This is a genomic window from Pseudomonas phenolilytica (assembly GCF_021432765.1).
GTDB classification, from domain to species: Bacteria; Pseudomonadota; Gammaproteobacteria; order Pseudomonadales; family Pseudomonadaceae; genus Stutzerimonas; species Stutzerimonas phenolilytica.
Genome location: NZ_CP058908.1, coordinates 2,255,138 through 2,273,035, shown reverse-complemented (window position 1 = coordinate 2,273,035; position 17,898 = coordinate 2,255,138). Strand labels below are relative to the sequence as shown.

Here is a 17,898-nt window from a genome sequence, read left to right as displayed (position 1 = left end):
GCCACCCGACCAGTCTCTACGGTCTTCGCGATGATTCATCACGGCTTACGTTGCAGGTTTGCGGATGGAGCTACCGCGGCTCGCGCAGCAAGCGCAACGGCTGCGCCGAACGGCCAACTCGGGCAGAATCCATGCCGTCGGCGTCAAGCCAAGTCCGCCGGATGCGCCACCTACGCGAGCCAGAACCATGAACGAGCACGACACCCCAGCCGTATCCGGCAAACCCGCCGGTCGCATCCGCCAGAAGAACGAGGAAACCATCCTCGCCGCCGCCGCGGCCGAGTTCGCCCGCTATGGCTTCAAGGGCACCAGCATGAACGCCATCGCCACCCGCGCCGGACTGCCTAAGGCCAATCTGCACTATTACTTCAGCAGTAAGCTCGGGCTGTACGTCGAGGTGATGCGCCACATCCTCGAACTGTGGGACACCGCGTTCGACGACATGCGCGCGGAGGATGATCCGGCGACCGCCCTGGCCAACTACATCCGCATGAAGATGGAGTTCTCCCGGCGCCATCCGCAGGCCTCGAAGATCTTCGCGATGGAGGTCATCAGCGGCTCGGAGTGTCTCGCCGAGCATTTCGGCCAGGACTATCGCGACTGGTTCCGCGGTCGCACTGCCGTTTTCGAGGCCTGGATCGCCGCCGGCAAGATGGACGCGGTGGACCCCATGCACCTGATCTTCCTGATCTGGAGCGGCACGCAGCACTACGCCGATTTCTCCGACCAGATTCGCCGCATCGGCGGCAAGCGCATGACGCGCCAGGACTTCGCCGTGGCTACCGACAACCTCATTCAGATCATTCTCAAGGGCTGCGGCCTCACTCCGCCGGCCACGACGACCGACTGAACAATCACAACCTCGACGACTCTACTTTTCCATGTCCGTCGTTCGTCGAGGAAAACCGTATGCCCTTGCGCCAACCCGCTTCGCGCCGCCTGCTCTGCGGACTCGCCTCGCTCCTCGTTTGGTTTAGCGCCACCGCGCTCGCCGATTCACGCCCGGTGCTGGGTTGGGTCGAGAAAGGCCTGATCCTGCCCGAAGGCATCGCGGTGAAATTCAAGCTCGATACCGGCGCGCTGACCTCCTCGATGCACGCCGAAAACATCGACCGCTTCGAGAAGGACGGCGAAAAGTGGGTGCGCTTCGATCTCGATCTGGAGGACATCAACACCGATAAACGGGTCGATAGCCGTGTCGAACGCAAGATCGAGCGCGAGCTGACCGTGCGCGGTGCGGCCGGCAAGGAGGATCGCCCCGTGGTCAAGATGAAGGTGTGCCTGGGCAAGCAGGTCTACGAGGAGGAATTCTCGCTCAACGACCGCGACGACATGCTCTATCCGGTACTGCTCGGCCGCCGCACGCTGGAGAAGCTGGGCCCGGTAGATGCCTCGCGCACCTTCACCGCCGAGCCGGACTGTTCCGTTTCGAAGACCGACGACTGATCCTGTCGAAACCGCCATCCGGGAGCCTACCGATGCAGAACTATGCGAAGTTCGGCGCGATGATCGCGACCTCCACACTGGTCATGTTCGGCCTGATGTACCTCAACACCTACCAGCTCGACCACGTGTTCTTCAGCGAAACACGCGCTTATATGGCGCTGGTGATGGGCGCGAGCATGGCGATCGTCATGCTCGCTTTCATGCCCAAGATGTATCCGCGACGAGGGGTGAACCTGGCTATCTACGCGAGCGGCCTGCTGATCTTTGCCGTGTCGCTATGGCTGGTGCGCAGCCAGGCCACGGTGGATCAGGTGTCTTGGATGAAGGCCATGATTCCCCACCACTCCATCGCCATCCTTACCAGCGAACGTGCCGATATCCGTGACCCGCGCGTACGCAAACTGGCGGACAGCATCATCGAGGCACAGCGCCGCGAGATCGATGAGATGAAGGGGCTGATAGAAGAACTGGAAGCACGACGTTAGCGTTCTGTCTGTTCCTGCCGGGCAAAGAGCAGTGTCTTCAGCCCGGCGTCCGGATCGACGTCGGCGAACTCCGGTGGGTTCTCCAGTCGCCGCACGAAGCGCAGTTGCGGCGCCTCGGCGGCCATCTCCTCAATGAGAAAGTCCGGGCCAATGTCCGGATCGTTGATGCAGGCGAGCACCTCACCGTGCGCGTCGAGCAGTTCCGGCAGGCGGCGCAGAATCTTCCGGTAATCGGTACTCAGAACGAAGCTACCTTTCTGGAACGACGGCGGGTCGATGATGATCAGGTCATACGGCCCGAGCTTCTTCACCTTGCCCCACGACTTGAACAGCTCATGACCGAGGAAGCTCACCCGGGACAGATCGTGTCCGTTCAGGCGGTGGTTTTCGCGGCCACGGCTCAGCGCGGCGCTGGCCATGTCCAGATTGATTACGTGCCGCGCGCCACCGGCGATCGCCGCGACCGAGAAACCGCAGGTGTAAGCGAACAGGTTCAGCACGCGCCGCGCGCGCGCGTGCTCCTGCACCCAGCGGCGTCCGTAACGCATGTCGAGAAACAGCCCGTTGTTCTGCTTGCGTCCCAGATCCAGCTTGTAGCGCAAACCGTTCTCACTGATCAGCCATTCGGCCGGCAGCTCGCCCAGCAGCGCCTCGGTGGGGCTGTCCGGCAGATAGCGATGCTGCAGCAGCAGCGCATGCGCCTGGCTGCGCTGCCACGCCGGCGTTTGCCCCAACGCACGCAGCAGCTGCTTCAGCGCATCCAGCTGCGCAGCCTCCGGCGCGCGGAACAACGCCACCAGCAGCACGCCCTGCAGCCAGTCGGCCGTGACGTGTTCGAGACCCGGCCAGCAACGCCCGCGGCCATGAAACAGCCGGCGCGTTTCCTCCGGCACCGGGTCGAGGCCGTCTAACAGCAACTGTTGAAGGGTGGCGAGCGCGTCGGCGTGCATGGTTCCCCCGCGGAGAAGGCATTGAGGCGCAGCATTCTACCGCCTCACCGGGCGCCCGCAGGAAGGCACGCACCCGCGCGTATCCGCGAGGCACACCGAGCGATGGCAATCTGCCGCACAGATGAGAACGATTAGTATTTGAAATAGCGTTTGAGATTGCCTACCATGCTGCCGCCCCAGCCACCCGAGTACGATGCAGATGGACGCTGATCGACAAGCGCAAGCCGCCGTTCACCTGGCCATGCTCATCAACATGTTGTCGATCGGCAGCCTGATGATGGTGATGCCGCTCGGTCCGGATTTCGTGCGGGCGCTGGGCATGCAGGCCAGCCACGTTGGCTACCTTGCCGGTGGCGCCACCCTCGCCGCGGCGCTGAGCGCGGCGCTGAGCGCCGCCTGGCTCGACCGTCTGGAGCGCAAGCGCGCGCTGATCGGCCTGCTGGCACTGCGTTTCGCCCTGCTGCTGGCATGCGCGCTGGCCAGCGGGCCGCAACAGCTGATCATCCTGTTCGTGCTCTCCGGTCTGGTCGCCGGTCCCATGGGCGCGGTGTTGATGGCCGCGATGCTCGACCTGATCCCGCCCGCCGAACGTGGCCGCAAACTCGCCTATGTCGCCATGGGTTATTCGCTGGCGGCCATCGTGGTCACGCCGCTGGCGCTGGAGCTCGCCGCGCGCGGCGGCTGGCAGGCACCGTTCGTGCTGTTCGGTGGTGCCGGCGTGCTGCTCGCGTTGCTCTGCCTGCGACTGTTTCCCACGCCGCCGACCCATGCCCACAGCGCGACGCGTCTGTGGCCGCTGCTGCGCACGCCGCTGTGCCAGGCCGCGTTGTCGATCGTGGCGCTGCAGATGTTCGGCCACTTCCTGTTGGTGCCGCACTTCTCCAACTACTTCCAGTTCAACCTCGAATTTCCGCGCCAGCACATTGGCCTGCTCTACCTCTGCGGCGGCCTTGCCAGCCTGGCGGCGATGCATCTGGGCGGCGTGCTGATCGACCGCGGCAATGTCGCAACGGTGGTGCTGCTTAGCAGCGGCTGCCTGGCCGCCATCACCCTGCTCGGCTTCGCAGTGCCGCTCGGGCTGTCGCTGTATCTGGTGTTCACGCTGTTCATGGCGCTCGGCGCGGTGCGCAGCAGCAGCACGCTGACCATCGCCGCGGCCATTCCGCAGCCCGAGCAGCGCGCCGCCTTCATGGCGCTGCAGAGCACCGTATCGAATATCGCTGCCGGCCTCGGCAGCCTGTTCTCCGCGGCCTACCTCACCGAGGACGCAGCTCGCCGCCTGGTCGGCTTCGACGACCTGGCCTGGCTCTACGCCGGCGCCGGAACCGCCGCCGGCATCGGCGTGCTGGTGCTGCTGCGTGCGATCCACGCACGCTCAGACGCCAGCACCACACAAGAAGGCAGGACCCAACCTGCCGGGGAATCGTGATCAGTCCGCGCTGTACAACAACTACTTGGCAACGGAGCCTGCACATGCAGCTTGTACGAAGAATCGGCCGTCCCCGTCATCTCTCCCTGACCCTGCTCGGCAGCCTGCTGCCGCTGGCAGCGCTGGCTGATACCCCGGTCACCCTGAAGAACGAAGTCATCACCGCCACCCAGACCGCCCACAGCGAACTCAGCGCCCCGGCCAGCGTCTCGGTGGTCACCCGCGAGGAGCTGGACAAGCTGCCGGTGTATAACCTGGCCGATGCGGTCAAGTACCTGCCGGGCGTGCACATCAACCCGTCGTCCACCTATGGCCGCAAGGAAATCAAGCTGCGCGGCATGGATTCGGACTACACCCTGCTGCTGGTCAACGGCCGGCGCATCAACTCGCGCGATGCACTGTCGTCCAACTACGCCAACGACTTCGACCTGTCGTCGATCCCGATAGCCGCCATCGAGCGCATCGAAGTGATCCGCGGGCCGATGTCCTCGCTGTACGGCGCCGATGCGCTGGGCGGCGTGGTCAACGTGATCCTGCGTCAGGCCACCGACGAAACGCACGCCGGCGTCGCCTATACCTACGAACACCCCAGCGAGGGCGAGTCCGGCGACAGCCATCAGGCCAGCGGCTACGTCAGCGGCGCGCTGATCGACGGCAAACTGCGCGGCAATCTGTTCGTCGAGAAAACCGACCAGGCCGCCTGGCTGAGCGAGCAGACCGTCAACCCCAACACCGACGCGGTGGAACAACGGCAGAACGGCAGCGTCTTCGGCTCGCTGAACTGGCTGCTGGATGAGCGCCAGACCGTCGACCTCGATTTCACCCATCACAAGGACGATCGCGAGGCCGAATGGAACAACTTCGGCGCCGTCGTCCCCAACGTGCAGGAGATGGAGCGCTGGAGCTTCGGCCTCGGCCACAGCGGCAACTGGGACGGCTTCAACACCCGCGTGCGCTACTACTACGAGGACGTCGACCTGATGGACGACTCGCAGATCATGACCACGCTGCGCGGCAAGAAAGGCGACATCCAGCAGAACAACCACACCGTCGACGGCCAGCTCAGCGCCGCGCTGGGCAGCCACCTGTTCACCGTCGGCAGCGAATGGCGGCGTACCGAGCTGGCGCATAACCAGAATCTCGGTTCCGACACCGAAGTCGACCAGAAGGCGCTCTACCTGCAGGACGAGTTCTCCCTCGGCGATCTGGACATTACCCTCGGCGGTCGCTGGGACGACCACGACACCTTCGGCGGCGAGTTCAGCCCGCGTGCCTACGGCGTCTACAACCTCACCGACAACTGGGTGATCAAGGGCGGCGCCGGCAAATCGTTCAAGGCGCCGAGCATCTATCAGTCCGACGAGACCTACGGCGTACTGGCCTGCCGCGGCATGTGCACGCTGATCGGCAACCCCGACCTCAAGCCGGAAACCGCGACCAGCTACGAGATCGGCACGCTTTACCAGAACGAGCGGCTGGAGGCCGGCATCATGTTCTTCCACAACGACATCGAAGACATGATCGTCACCGATACCTGGCGCGTCGGCTACCGCCCGCCAGTAATGACTTACAGCAACGTCAGCAAGGCGCGGGTGCAGGGCTACGAACTGCACGGCCGTTATGCGCTGACCGACTCCATCGGCCTGCGCGGCAACTACACCTACTCGGATGCGGAGGATCGCGACACCGACGAAGCGATCCGCAACTCGCCGCAGCATGTCGCCAACCTCGGCGTCGACTGGCAGGCCATGCCCAAGCTCGGGCTGAACCTCGACTATCAGTACACCGGCAGTCAGCTGCTCTACGTCTCGGCGGCCGAACCCAACGTCGAGAGCGGTGCGTTCCATCAGCTCAACCTGGGCGCCAAGTATCAGGCGACGCGAGAGCTGTCGCTGCGCGCGGGGATGAACAACCTGACCAACGAAAAACGCGACGACGTCGCTCAGTCGGTCGACAACATCCTCATGGGCCGCACCTTGTTCGTCGGTTTCAACTACGACATCTGACCCATCCCGGCCCGGCGGCAACGCCGGGCTACCGGAGCCAAAGACCGATGAACCATGCCAACTGATTCGACGATGCCGGCATTCCAGAAGGCCACCCTCGTTGCCGGGGGCGGCCTTCTGCTGGTGTTGCTAGCCCTTTCGCTGGCCACCGGCGCCGGCGTGTATGGCGCCGAATCCGTGCTCGGCTACCTGCTCGGGGCGCCCGAGTACGTGGCGGACGACAAGCTGGCGATGGTCGTCGATACCCTGCGTCTGCCGCGCACCTTCGCCGCGCTGGTGGTCGGCGCCAGTCTGGCGATCGCCGCCTCGCTGCTGCAGAGCGCGACGCGCAACCCCCTGGCCGAACCCGGCCTGCTCGGCGTGAATGCCGGTGCGGTACTCGGGTTGGTGATCGGCCTGATCTATTTCGGCGTCGAGTCGACCCAGGGCTACCTGCTCTGGTCGGGGCTCGGCGCGCTGCTGGGCAATCTGGTCGTACTCGGCATCGGCCTGATGCTCGGCCAGGCCAGCCCGCTCAAGCTGATTCTCGCCGGCGTGGCGCTGGGCGCCATCTTCGGCGGACTGGCGAACTACCTGCTGCTATCCACCCGCGTGGCGCTCGAACAGTTCCGTTTCTGGAACCTTGGCTCGCTGTCCGCCTCGCGCCTCGACGCGCTCGCCACCGTCGCCCCGCTCGCCGTGCTCGGACTGATCCTCGCGGCACTGCTGTGCCGGCAGCTGACGCTGATGCAGATGGGCGACAGCCAGGCACGCGCGCTGGGCATCCACACCAGCTGGGTGCGTCTCGGCGTGCTGGCGGCGTCCACCCTGCTCACGGCCTGCGCCATTTCCCTGGCCGGCCCGGTGGGCTTCGTCGGTTTCCTCGCTGCCTACTGCGCGCGGCTGCTCGAGCCGGTGGCGCTGTTGCGCCAGCTGCTGTTCTCCACGCTGTTCGGCATGCTCTTCCTGCTCGCCGCCGACGTGCTCGCGCGCTGGCTGCTGCAACCCTACGAGCTGCCGGTCGGCACGCTGCTGGCGGCACTCGGCGCGCCGGCGCTGATCGCCATCGTGCTGCGCGGTGGCTTCCGTTCACTGCTGACGGTGAGGTAACCGATGCCGCCCATTGCCAATCCTTCCGGCGTCTGGACGCTGCGCATCGGCGGCCTGAGCCTGCTGCTGCACCGGCGCAACTGGCTGATGTTCGGCCTGCTGGCGCTGCTGCTGGTCGCCCTCGCGGTGCTGGCGATCAGCCTGGGCAGCGGCAGCCTCGGTGTGCGCGACGTGATCGCCACGCTCGCCGGTCGCGGCAGCAAGCTGCAGGAGATCATGGTGTTCAAGCTGCGCCTGCCGCGGGTCACGGCGGCCATCGTCGCCGGACTGGCCATGGGCATGGCCGGCTGCCTGATCCAGACCCTGGTACGCAACCGCCTGGCCACGCCGGACATGATCGGCGTGAACGAAGGCGCGTCGCTCGCCGTGGTCGCCTTCGCCCTTTACCTGACGCTCGGCAACTGGCCCTGGTGGGCTTCGCCGCTCGGCGCCCTGCTCGCCGCCGCCGCGCTGTTTGCCCTGTGCCGGCGTCCCGGCGAGCAGGGCTATCTGTTTATCGTCATCGGCATTGCGCTGTCCGAGCTGCTCGGCGCCATCGGCGACTTCGCCATGTCGACCCAGCCGCTGGTACATCTGGGCAGCATCTACCTGTGGACGATGGGCCACTTCGCCGGCATCAGCTACCAGACGGTCAGCCCCATCGCGGTGCTGCTGGCGCTGCTCTGCCCGCTGCTGGCGCTGGTCAACCGGCCGCTGGCGCTGCTGCGCTTCGGCGACGCCACCGCACAGAATCTCGGCATCCGCGTGCCGATGATCCAGCTCGGCGTGCTCGCCCTGGCGATCCTGGTAGCGGCGCTGGGCACCGCCATCGGCGGGCCGGTGGTGTTCATCGCCATGGCCGCGCCGATCCTCGCCTCGTGGCTGGCGCGCGACAATCTCGCGCCGATCTGGCTGTCGGCGCTGTGCGGCGCGCTGCTGCTGCTCGGCAGCGACACGCTGGTGCGTGTGCTCGCCCAGCCCGAGGAAATCCCCACCGGAATCATGACGCGCCTGCTCGGCGGCATCCTGCTGCTCGGCCTCTTGATCAAGGACAGACGAGGAGCTGACTGATGACTGCCCTGCGTGCAGCAAACCTGCATTTCGCCTATCAGGACAAGGTCGTGCTCGACGACGTGTCCTTCAGCCTGCCGCGCGGCAAGCTGATCGGCATCGTCGGCCCCAACGGCAGCGGCAAATCCACCCTGCTCAAGCTGCTGGCCCGCCAGCTGCCTTTGCAACGCGGCACGGTGGAGATCCACGGCAAGCCACTGACGCACTATTCGCTCAAGGCGCTGGCGCGCGAGCTGGCCTTCCTGCCGCAACGCCCGGTGCTGGCCGAGGGCATTCGCGTCGAGCAACTGGTGCAGTACGGCCGTCACCCGCATCAGGGCTGGTTCAACCAGTGGAGCGAGGAAGACGCCGATCAGGTCGCCCGCGCCCGCGAGGCGATGCAGCTCGACGCCATCTGGCAGCGCAGCGCCTCCTCGCTCTCCGGCGGCCAGGCGCAACGGGCCTGGCTGGGCATGATCCTGGCGCAGAACACCGACCTGATCCTGCTCGACGAACCCACCAGCGCACTGGATATCGGCCACCAGGCCGAGGTGATGGAGGCGGTACACGGCATCGCCGCCGCCGGGCGCACGGTGCTCATCGTGATCCACGACCTCGGCATCGCCGCGCGCTATTGCGACGAGCTGATTGCCCTGGCCGACGGCCGCGTGCAGGCCATCGGCCCGGCGCGGCAGGTGATGACCAAGGCGCTGGTCGACCGCCTCTACGACACCGACGTGGACATCCTCCACGCTCCCGGCGACGGCGCTCCGGTGATCGTGCCACGCCGCCGCCAGAGCCACGTCGCACCGCAACCGCTGCGCCACGAACACCCCGAAAAGGAACGCATGCAATGACCCTGAAGATGCACCGCAGCCTCGTCGCCGTGCTGCTCGCCGGCCTGCTCGCCCTGCCCGCCTACGCCGACACCCGCCAGGTGACCGACGCCATGGGCAACACGGTCACCGTGCCGGAAGCACCCCAGCGGGTGATCACCCTCAGCGAGATCGACCTGGACACCGCACTGACCCTCGGCGTCACCCCGGTCGGCACCATCAACGGCCGCGGCCAGGCCGCGCCGCCACGCTATCTGGACGGCAAGCTGCCGGCCGGCATCGAGGTGGTCGGCGACATCGACAACCCCAATCTGGAGACTCTGCTGGAACTGGAACCCGACCTGATCCTCACCGGCCCGGTGAAGCCGGAGCAGCTGGCGATCCTCAACGAGATCGCGCCGACGGTGATCACCTTCAACTGGGCACGCCCCTGGCAGGAAAGCATGCAGCGCACCGCGCAGGCGCTGAACAAGGAAGCCGAAGCCAAGGCCGTGCTGGAGCGCTATCGCGCACGGGTCGAAGCCGCGCGCCAGCGTCTGGCGGCCCATCAGGGCGAAACGCTGAGCATCGTGCGCTGGAATCCCAAAGGGCCGTCGTACATGTTCAAGGATGCCTTCGCCAGCACCGTCGCCGAAGACGTCGGGCTGCTCCGCCCCGCTCACCAGCAGGACCGCGGTCACACCCATTCGATGGCGCTGAGCCTGGAATCGCTGGAACTGCTCGACGCCGACTGGCTGGTGATCGGCACGCTGGCGACCAGCGGCGAGGCGGTCGAGGCGATGAATCAGGCCGAGCAGACGCCGGCCTTCCGTCAACTGTCGGCCATTCAGGCGAAGCGCTTCGGTGCGGTGGACGGGTCGTTGTGGACTTCGCTTGGCGGGCCGATGGCGGCGCTGCAGGTGATCGAGGATATCGAGGGGTTGTTGGGTAAGGCGGAGGCTGAGCCGGTGGTGAAGGATTGAGGATCGGGGTGAATTGAAAGTTTGCGTTTATAGCGATTCGCGAGCCGCTTGAGGGCTTGGTTTCGCCCTGCTGGGCGAGTGCCTTTTGGCAACCGTAGGGAGGAAAACCGCGCAGCGTTTTCCACCTTGTTTAAGATGGGTTCCGGCGTGTGCCTCGGTGTATGACGCCGCGCTTTCCTCGGCCCGGACTGCAGGTGAATGACGGTTTGCTTTCGAAGCGATTGGCGAGTTGCCTGACAACATGGTTTCGCCCTGCTGGGCGAGTCACTTTTGCCAATCGCGGCAAAAGTAACCAAAACCGCTTGCCCCTACATCCGGCCCCGGCTGCGCCGGGGTTCGTTCGCTCCATCGCCACTCCGAGGGTCGTCGTACAAGGGCCATCCCTGGCCCTTTACGACTCTCGCCGCATCCCTGCGGCTCGCCCCTCTACGCAACGATTCCACTCACCCTCCTGAAAGGGGCGGTGGGTGCCGCCTGACAGGCCGTGCAGAGAAAAAGCAAAGCCAAAGCCAAAGCCAAAGCCAAAGCCAAAGCCAAAGCCAAAGCCAAGCACAGTGAAGCTTGCTTCTCGATCTTTCAGGCGACCCGGCCCCCTTCCCCGTCGGGAGGCCGAGTGGAGGTGTCGCGCAGGGAGCCGCGAGGCATGGACGACGAGCGAGTCATGAGGGACGGGGCCGCCTAGGCAGGGACGTCCCTTCATGAGGGGGCGCCAAGTTCTGCGTAGCAAAACCCGGATGTTGGGCGCGCTTTCTCTTTGGTTACTTTCTCTTTCGCGCCGGCCGGCGATCCGGAGCAAAGAGAAAGTGACTCGGCCGAGGGGTCGAAACCCGGAGTGCAGGCACACGCGGTAATCGCCCAGTCTTCCGACCGACAAGCTACAAAACACCCCCTCAAACCACCTCGACCAACCGCTTACGATCAATCTTCCCGCTGGCCGTCTTCGGCAAACACTCCAGCAACACAATCCGCCCCGGCACCATGTAGTGCGGCAGACTGCGCTGCAGCTCGCGCCGGATCGCCACCCGACTCAGCGCCCCGGCCTCGCGCAATTCCACATAGCCGACCAGACAGGCCTCATCGCCTTCGCCATGCAGCCGCACCGCGGCGTCCTGCACGCCGGCCAGCCGGCGCAGGCTGGCCTCGATCTCGCCCAGTTCGATGCGAAAACCGCGCAGCTTGATCTGGTCGTCACGCCGTCCGCAGTACAGGTAGACATCCTCGCCGACGCGGCGCGCCCGGTCGCCGGTGCGATACAGCCGCCTGCCGTGCCAGTCGATGAAGGCCTGCGCGGTGAGGTCGTCGCGCTGCCAGTAGCCGTCGGCCAGCGACGGCCCCTCAATGCACAGCTCGCCCTCGCCGCCCAGCGCGACGGCTTCGCCGTGCTCGTCCAGCAGCCAGTGACGGTAGCCGTCCAGCGACTGGCGCAGCAGCACGCCGGCCTCCTCGAGCGGCAGTTCGATACGCGCCATCAACGACCACACCGTCGCCTCGGTCGGCCCATAGCAGTTCCACAATTCGCCGACGCAGCCGCCCAGCCGGGTCGCCAGCGTGGCATCCAGCGCCTCGCCGCCACACAGCGCCCGCAGTCCGGGCCGGCCCTGCCAGCCGGCCTTGAGCAGCATGCGCCAGAACGCCGGGGTGGCCTGCAGGGTGTTGAGATCGCTGCGCCGCGCGAGCACTTGCAGCAGCTCGACCGGGTCCTTGTGGGTCGGCGCGCAGATCACCTCGACATAGCCGCCGCTCCACAGCGGGCCGAGCATCTCCAGCAGCGAGATATCGAACGCCGGGGTGGTGGTGAACAGCCAGCGCGTCGCCGGGCCGATGCCGAGGCGCGCGGTCGCCGCGGCGAGGAAGTTGGCCAGCGCGGCGCGGTTGATCACCACACCCTTGGGCCGGCCGGTGGAGCCGGAAGTGAACATCATGTACGCCGGCAGGCGCTCGGCCTGTTCGGGCCATTCCAGCTCGCCGGCGAGGCCCGGGCGCAGCTGCCAGGTCGGCTGCGCAAACGCCACCGGCTGCTCCTGCAGCACAAGACTCAGCTGCGCATCGCTGGCGATGCCCTGCAGCCGTTCGTGCGGGAATTCCGGCTCCAGCGGCACGAAGCACAACCCTTCGCGCAGGCAGGCGAGCACGCTGGCGACCAGATCCGGCGAGCGTTGCAGGTGGATGCCGACCCGCTCGCCGGCCCGCAGACCGCACTGGCGCAGCTGCATGGCGATGGCCGCGACCCGCGCCTGCAGCTCGGCGTAGCTGAAGCTGTCGCCCAGGCAACCCAGCGCCGGGCGCGCGGCATGACACTGGAACTGCTCGGTGAAGTGCCGCTCAAGCCTGTTCATGGCTGACCTCCGCGCGTTCGGCCAGCGCCAGCAGGTTGCCCTGCAGCAGCGCCAGCAGCCGATCGTTCAGCTCGGCGCGCAGGTTGCCGATCTGCCGCAGGGTCAGGCGTCCGTCGAACACGCCGCCGTGCAGGCTGATCAGCTCCGCCGAGGGGTTGTCCGTCGCGCTCGGCCGGCCGGGGGCGATGGGCAGTGCCTGCCAGGCATCCGTGCCGCTCTGGTAGACACCGAGGTAGTTGAGGGCTACCGCCGGCAGCGGCAGCTGCGCTCGATACTCGGGATTGGCGCGCAGCGGCAGGTAGCCGACGCCCTTGTCCGGCACCCGTCGCAGCTGCTCGGCGACGTGGCGCAGCAGCTGCGGCCAGTCCGCCTGATCGCGCAGCGCCAGCGGGAACATGCTGGTGAACCAGCCGACCGTGCGGCTGACATCCAGCGCCGGGTCGATGGCCTCGCGGCCGTGGCCTTCGAGCATGATCCACTGCCGCTCGCCCAGCCCGAGGTCGTGCAGCGCGCGGGTCAGCGCGGCCAGCAGCAGCTCGCGCATGTCCACCGCGAAGTGCCGGGTGGCCTCTTGCAGCCGCCGCGTCAGTGCCTCGCTCAGTTCCAGCTTCTGTTCACGCGGCGCGCCGCTACCCGCCCAGCCCGCCGACGCTGTCTCGGGCATACCGGCGAGTTCGGCCTGCCAGTACGGCAGCTGCGCTTCGGCACGACGGGCATAGGCGGCCAGCCCCTCGCCCCACTGGCGGTAGCTGCTGGTCTTGGCCGGCAGCGCCTCGCCGTGTGCGAGCCGGCGCAGGTCATCGACCAGGATGCGCCAGGACACCGCGTCGATCGCCAGATGATGCACGGCGATGAACAGCCCGCGCGTACCGCCGGCGAGGTTGTCGATCAACGCCCAGGCCAAGTGGCGCCCCTGCGCCGGCTGAAGGTGCGCCTGCAGCTCGGTCAGCGCCTGCTGCAAGCCTTCCTCGCCGAGCGTTGCCGCATCGAGCCGCGCCGGCTCGCTCAATTTCACATGTGTCAGATAGCGCTGGCCGCGCGCAGCGACCGCCAGGCGCAGCGCGTCGTGATGACCCAGCAGCTGGCGCATGCAATCCATCAGCTGCGCCACCTCGATGGCGGCCGGCAGACGCAGCACCACGCCCTGATTCCAGTGTTGCGGGCTGGCGAACGGTTGCTCGAAGAACCACTGCTGGATCGGTTGCAGGGCGAAGGCTTCGCCCTCCAGCACGCCCTGCTCGGCACGGATCGCCACCCGTTCGCGCGGCTGGCCGAGCACCCGGCACAGGCGGCGCACGGTGCGCGCCTCGAACACTTCCCTGACCGTGCAGGCATGCCCGGCATCGCGCAGGCGGGTGGTCAGCTGGATGCTCAGGATCGAATCGCCGCCGAGGGCGAAGAAGTCGCTCTCCACCCCCAGCGGCTGCTCGAGCACACCCTGCCAGATCGCCAGCACCGCCGCTTCCAGCTCGTCCGCCGGCGCCACCAGCACGGCGCTGTCGGCCAGTTCCACCGGCGGCAGCCGCCGCGGGTCGAGCTTGCCGTTGGCGGTCAGCGGCATACGCTCGAGCAGGATCAGCCGCACCGGCAGCATGTATTCCGGCAGGCGCCGCGCCACGTCCTGCAGGATGGCGTCGGCGTCTGGCATGGCTTCACCCGCCTTGACCGAGGCGTAGGCCACCAGCGCCTGGCGCTGACCCTGGCGGGCGACGATGACCTTGACCTGTTGCAGCGCCGGGCAGCTGATGGAGAGCTGCGCCTCGATCTCGCCGGGTTCGATGCGATAGCCGCGCAGCTTGAGCTGCTCGTCGATGCGCCCGAGGTACTGGTAGTCGCCGTTGGCCAGCAGCCGCGCGCGGTCGCCGGTGTGATACAGCCGCACCGTCACGCCGGCGATCTCATGCTCGCGGAACACCGCGGCGGTGCGCTGCGGCTGGTTCAGGTAGCCGCGCGCCAGACCCAGCCCGGCCAGGCACAGCTCGCCCGGTACGCCGACCGGACAGAGCCGGCCATGCGCGTCGAGCACCAGCGCCTGCATGCCGTCGATGGGCCGACCGATGCTCGGCGTCGCGTCGGGCTCGATGAGCTTGGTCAGCGCGGTGACGGTGGCTTCGGTCGGGCCATACATGTCGATCAGACGGAACTGCCGGCCCCAGCGCTCGGCCAGCATCGGCGGACAGGCCTCGCCGCCGAAGCCCACCGCCTTCATCGATGGCAGCGGCCGCGCCGGCAGGGTCGCCAGCAGCGCGGTGGCGAAGATCATGTGGGTGGTGTGCGTGCGCTCGATCTCATCCAGCAGGCCTTCGCCGGGGTCGGCCCAGCGCAGGCAGGCGCCGTGGCTCAGCGGCAGCAGCGCACACATGTTGCCGGCGTCGAAGGACAGCGACATGCAGGCGAGCATGCGGTCGCCCGGGCCGATGGCCAGACGGCGGCCGTGGTCCAGCAGCAGGTTGGCCAGCGCGCCGTGCTCGATCATCACGCCCTTGGGCAGGCCGGTGGAACCCGAGGTGTAGATCACCTGCGCCAGCTGCTGCGGCGCGTCACTGCGCGGCGGCGCCGTGGGCGACCGGGCATCCAGTTGCGCGCCCAGCTCGGGGTCGTGCAGGTCGACCCAGCGCAGCTCGCCCAGCGCGAACGGCGCTGCGCCGGCACCGAGCAGCAGGTCAAGCCCGGCGTCGCTGACGATATGCGCGATGCGCTCGGCCGGGTAATCCGGGTCCAGCGGCACGTAGGCGCAGCCGGCCTTCCATACCGCGAGCGCGGCGACGGCGAAGGCGTTCTCGCGTCGCGCCAGCACGCCGACCAGCGCCCCTGGCTGGCAGCCCTCGGCCTGCAGCCAGTGCGCGAGGCGGTTGGCCCGCGCATCCAGCTCGGCGTAGCTGATGTGGCCTGCGCCTTCATGCAGCGCCACGGCCTGCGGCTGGCGGCGCGTCCAGTCCTCGAACAGCGACAACGGCGTCAGCCCGTGCGGGTAGCCCGCCGGCAGCGCCGCCAACCGCTCGCCGGTGGCGCGCAGCAGTTCGTCATCGAGCAGTGGCAGTTGCCAGATGTCCTGCTCGGGGTCGGCGACCACCGCCTGCAACAGCCGCAGCAGGCGGCTGGCGTACCCCTCGACGGTACTGCGCTCGAACAGCGCGGTGGCGTACAGCCAATCGACCCGCACCGCATCCATCAGCTCGGTGACCTTCACCGAGATATCGGTCTTGGCCGGCAGCGCCGGCGAGGTTTCCTCCACCGCCGCGCAACCGGGGATCAGGTCGTTGAAATCGACCCGCGCCTGGTACACCAGCATGATCTGGAAGATCGGGTTGATCGCCGTATGGCGGTCCATGCCCAGCGCCTCGCCAAGTGCCTCGAAGCGGTACAGCTGGTGGTCGAAGGCTTCCAGATCGTCCTGCCGGCACTGGCGCAGGTAGTCGCTGAACGATTGCTGCTCGGGCAGCTGCGTGCGCAGCACCAGAGTGTTGACGAAGAAGCCCACCAGCGCCTCGATGTCCGGGCGTTCGCGGTAGGCCAGCGGGGTGCCGACGACGATGTCGCGCTCGCCGCTGTGGCGCGCCAGCAGCAGGGCGAACAGCGCGTGCAGGCCGATGAACGGCGAAGCGCTGTGGCGCTGGCAGAGCTGCTTGAAGCGCGCCCACAGGCCGTTGTCGATCGTCGAGAACACCAGCGCGCCGCCACTGGTCTGCTGTGCCGGGCGCGGCCGGTCCAGCGGCAGGCTGTGCACCTCGGGGATGCCGGCCAGGCGCTCGACCCAGAACGGCTTGTACTCGGCGTGGTAGTCGCGAAACAGCGGCGAGTTGAACCAGTGCGCGTAGTCGATGAAGGTCAGCGGCGGCTCGCCCCAGTCCAGCGGCTGGCGATTCTGGTAGGCGAGAAAGGCGGTCTTGAGGTCGGCGAACATGTTCTTCACCGACCAGCCATCGGAAATGATGTGGTGCTGGTTGATCAGCAGCACGTGCTCGCGCGCGCCCAGGCGCAGCAGGTGTACGCGGGTCAGCTCGCCGTTGGCGAGATCGAACGGCCGCTCGATTTCCTCGCGCACCCGTTCGGCCACCCGTGCCTCGCGGGCCGATTCCTCCAGTCCGGTGAAGTCTTCGTGGACCAGGGCGAAGCCGCGATGGGCGACGATCTGCTGCTCGCCCTTGCCCTCGGCGTTGCGCACAAAGCGCGTGCGCAGGCTGGCGTGGCGCTGCACCAGGGCGTCGAAGGCGAATTCCAGCGCGGCCACGTCCAGCTCGCCGCTGAGGCGGAAGAACACTGGCATGTTGTACAGGTGCGAATGCTCCTGGTACTGCTCGATGAACCACAGCCCGCTCTGCGACGAGGACAGCGGGCCAACCTCGGCGTGGGTCGGCTCGATGGGCGCGTCGAATGCCTGGCGCGCGCGCAGGCAGCGGACGATGGCGTCGCGATGGGTGCGGATCAGCTGACCCAGCTCGGGCGTCAGCGCCTCCCTGCTCGACTGCGAGACCAGCTGGTCCTCGGCATTGAGCGCCAGGTGTACGCCCTGTCCGGCGAGCTGCCGGAGCAGGCCGATGATGTTGTCGTGCATCTGCTACCTCTCAGGCTGCCAGGGTGGCACCGCCGTCGACGACGATGTCCTGCAGGGTGATATGGCTGGCCAGGTCCGAGGCGAGGAACAGCACGGTGTTGGCCACCTCCTCGGGTGTGGCGATCTTCTGCAGCGGGATGCCGAGCTTGAACTGCTCGGGCAGGCCGGCGATGGTCCGCGCGCGGCCGTTGTCGTCGGCCCACATGCCGCGCTGCATGGCGGTGTCGGTGGAGCCCGGCGACACCAGGTTGCAGCGCACGCCGCAGGTCGCCAGCTCCAGCCCGGCGGTGCGGATCAGGCTGGTCAGCGCCGCCTTGGACGCCGCATAGGCGGCCATCTGCATGCGCGGCACCCGGGTCGCGTTGCTGCTCACCGCCACCACCGCGCCACGGCCTTGCGCGCGGAAACGCGGCAACAGCTCGCGCAGCAGGTAGAAAGCGCCGGAAACATTGACCCGCAGCGAATCGTCCCAGTCGGCCAGGCTCAGCGCCTCGATCGCACCCAGGCGCAGGATGCCGGCGACGCTGGCGAGCACGTCGATGCCCTGCCCCGGCGCCAGCAACTCGGCGCAGGCCTGACGCACCGCGGCGGCATCACCCACATCGAGCACATGGGTGCGATAGCCGTAGTCGCATTCCGGGAACGCCCGATCCAGCCCCACCACTTCACCGCCGAGCCGGGCAAAGCCCTCGGCCACCGCGCGGCCGATGCCCTGGCCGGCGCCGGTGACCCAGATGCGCCGCCCGTGAAAATCCATCTGTTGTGTCATCTGCAT

At 67.3% G+C, this 17,898-nt stretch carries 13 protein-coding genes; 9 read left to right on the top strand and 4 right to left on the bottom strand.

The features are described 5' to 3' along the window. Window positions 1-187: 187 nt before the first annotated feature. From HU825_RS10990 to HU825_RS10980, 3 genes are read left to right on the top strand one after another with little or no spacing between them, the layout of a single operon-like run. Window positions 188-850 (top strand): TetR/AcrR family transcriptional regulator, encoded by a 663-nt coding sequence (locus HU825_RS10990; protein WP_234302029.1) that lies wholly within the window; start codon window positions 188-190, stop codon window positions 848-850. Between the two features lie 59 nt (window positions 851-909). Further along, a complete protein-coding gene (locus HU825_RS10985; protein WP_234302028.1) occupies window positions 910-1,446 on the top strand; it encodes a retropepsin-like aspartic peptidase RloA3 in 537 nt (178 codons plus the stop codon). A gap of 32 nt (window positions 1,447-1,478) precedes the next feature. Further along, window positions 1,479-1,931: a DUF305 domain-containing protein gene (locus HU825_RS10980; protein WP_234302027.1), complete on the top strand. Its 453-nt coding sequence runs from the start codon at window positions 1,479-1,481 to the stop codon at window positions 1,929-1,931. Here HU825_RS10980 and HU825_RS10975 read toward each other — a convergent pair. Beyond that, window positions 1,928-2,881 (bottom strand): class I SAM-dependent methyltransferase, encoded by a 954-nt coding sequence (locus HU825_RS10975; RefSeq protein WP_167136427.1) that lies wholly within the window; start codon window positions 2,879-2,881, stop codon window positions 1,928-1,930. The two genes, HU825_RS10980 and HU825_RS10975, sit on opposite strands and share 4 nt — an antisense overlap. A gap of 193 nt (window positions 2,882-3,074) precedes the next feature. Between HU825_RS10975 and HU825_RS10970 the strand changes: the two genes are divergently transcribed. The 6 genes from HU825_RS10970 to HU825_RS10945 are packed head-to-tail and all read left to right on the top strand — an operon-like array spanning window position 3,075 to window position 10,232. After that, on the top strand, window positions 3,075-4,310 hold the full coding sequence (locus HU825_RS10970) for an MFS transporter (protein WP_234302026.1): 1,236 nt from the start codon (window positions 3,075-3,077) through the stop codon (window positions 4,308-4,310). A gap of 44 nt (window positions 4,311-4,354) precedes the next feature. Beyond that, window positions 4,355-6,316 (top strand): TonB-dependent receptor domain-containing protein, encoded by a 1,962-nt coding sequence (locus tag HU825_RS10965; RefSeq protein WP_234302025.1) that lies wholly within the window; start codon window positions 4,355-4,357, stop codon window positions 6,314-6,316. A 54-nt stretch (window positions 6,317-6,370) separates the two neighbouring features. After that, a complete protein-coding gene (locus HU825_RS10960) occupies window positions 6,371-7,405 on the top strand; it encodes a FecCD family ABC transporter permease (RefSeq protein ID WP_152947549.1) in 1,035 nt (344 codons plus the stop codon). Between the two features lie 3 nt (window positions 7,406-7,408). Continuing rightward, window positions 7,409-8,455: a FecCD family ABC transporter permease gene (locus HU825_RS10955; protein WP_234302024.1), complete on the top strand. Its 1,047-nt coding sequence runs from the start codon at window positions 7,409-7,411 to the stop codon at window positions 8,453-8,455. Then, window positions 8,455-9,291 (top strand): ABC transporter ATP-binding protein, encoded by an 837-nt coding sequence (locus HU825_RS10950; protein ID WP_167136419.1) that lies wholly within the window; start codon window positions 8,455-8,457, stop codon window positions 9,289-9,291. Before HU825_RS10955 ends, HU825_RS10950 begins: the two co-directional genes overlap by 1 nt. After that, window positions 9,288-10,232 (top strand): ABC transporter substrate-binding protein, encoded by a 945-nt coding sequence (locus HU825_RS10945; RefSeq protein ID WP_077683530.1) that lies wholly within the window; start codon window positions 9,288-9,290, stop codon window positions 10,230-10,232. Before HU825_RS10950 ends, HU825_RS10945 begins: the two co-directional genes overlap by 4 nt. 890 nt (window positions 10,233-11,122) lie before the next feature. Here HU825_RS10945 and HU825_RS10940 read toward each other — a convergent pair. The 3 genes from HU825_RS10940 to dhbA are packed head-to-tail and all read right to left on the bottom strand — an operon-like array spanning window position 11,123 to window position 17,898. After that, the gene (locus HU825_RS10940; RefSeq protein WP_234302023.1) at window positions 11,123-12,568 is read right to left on the bottom strand and encodes an amino acid adenylation domain-containing protein; all 1,446 of its coding nucleotides are present in this window, start codon (window positions 12,566-12,568) and stop codon (window positions 11,123-11,125) included. Then, on the bottom strand, window positions 12,555-17,123 hold the full coding sequence (locus HU825_RS10935; RefSeq protein ID WP_284692192.1) for a non-ribosomal peptide synthetase: 4,569 nt from the start codon (window positions 17,121-17,123) through the stop codon (window positions 12,555-12,557). Before HU825_RS10935 ends, HU825_RS10940 begins: the two co-directional genes overlap by 14 nt. A 10-nt stretch (window positions 17,124-17,133) precedes the next feature. After that, entirely contained in the window at window positions 17,134-17,898 is a 765-nt protein-coding gene (dhbA, locus tag HU825_RS10930; protein ID WP_348983328.1) for a 2,3-dihydro-2,3-dihydroxybenzoate dehydrogenase, read from the bottom strand.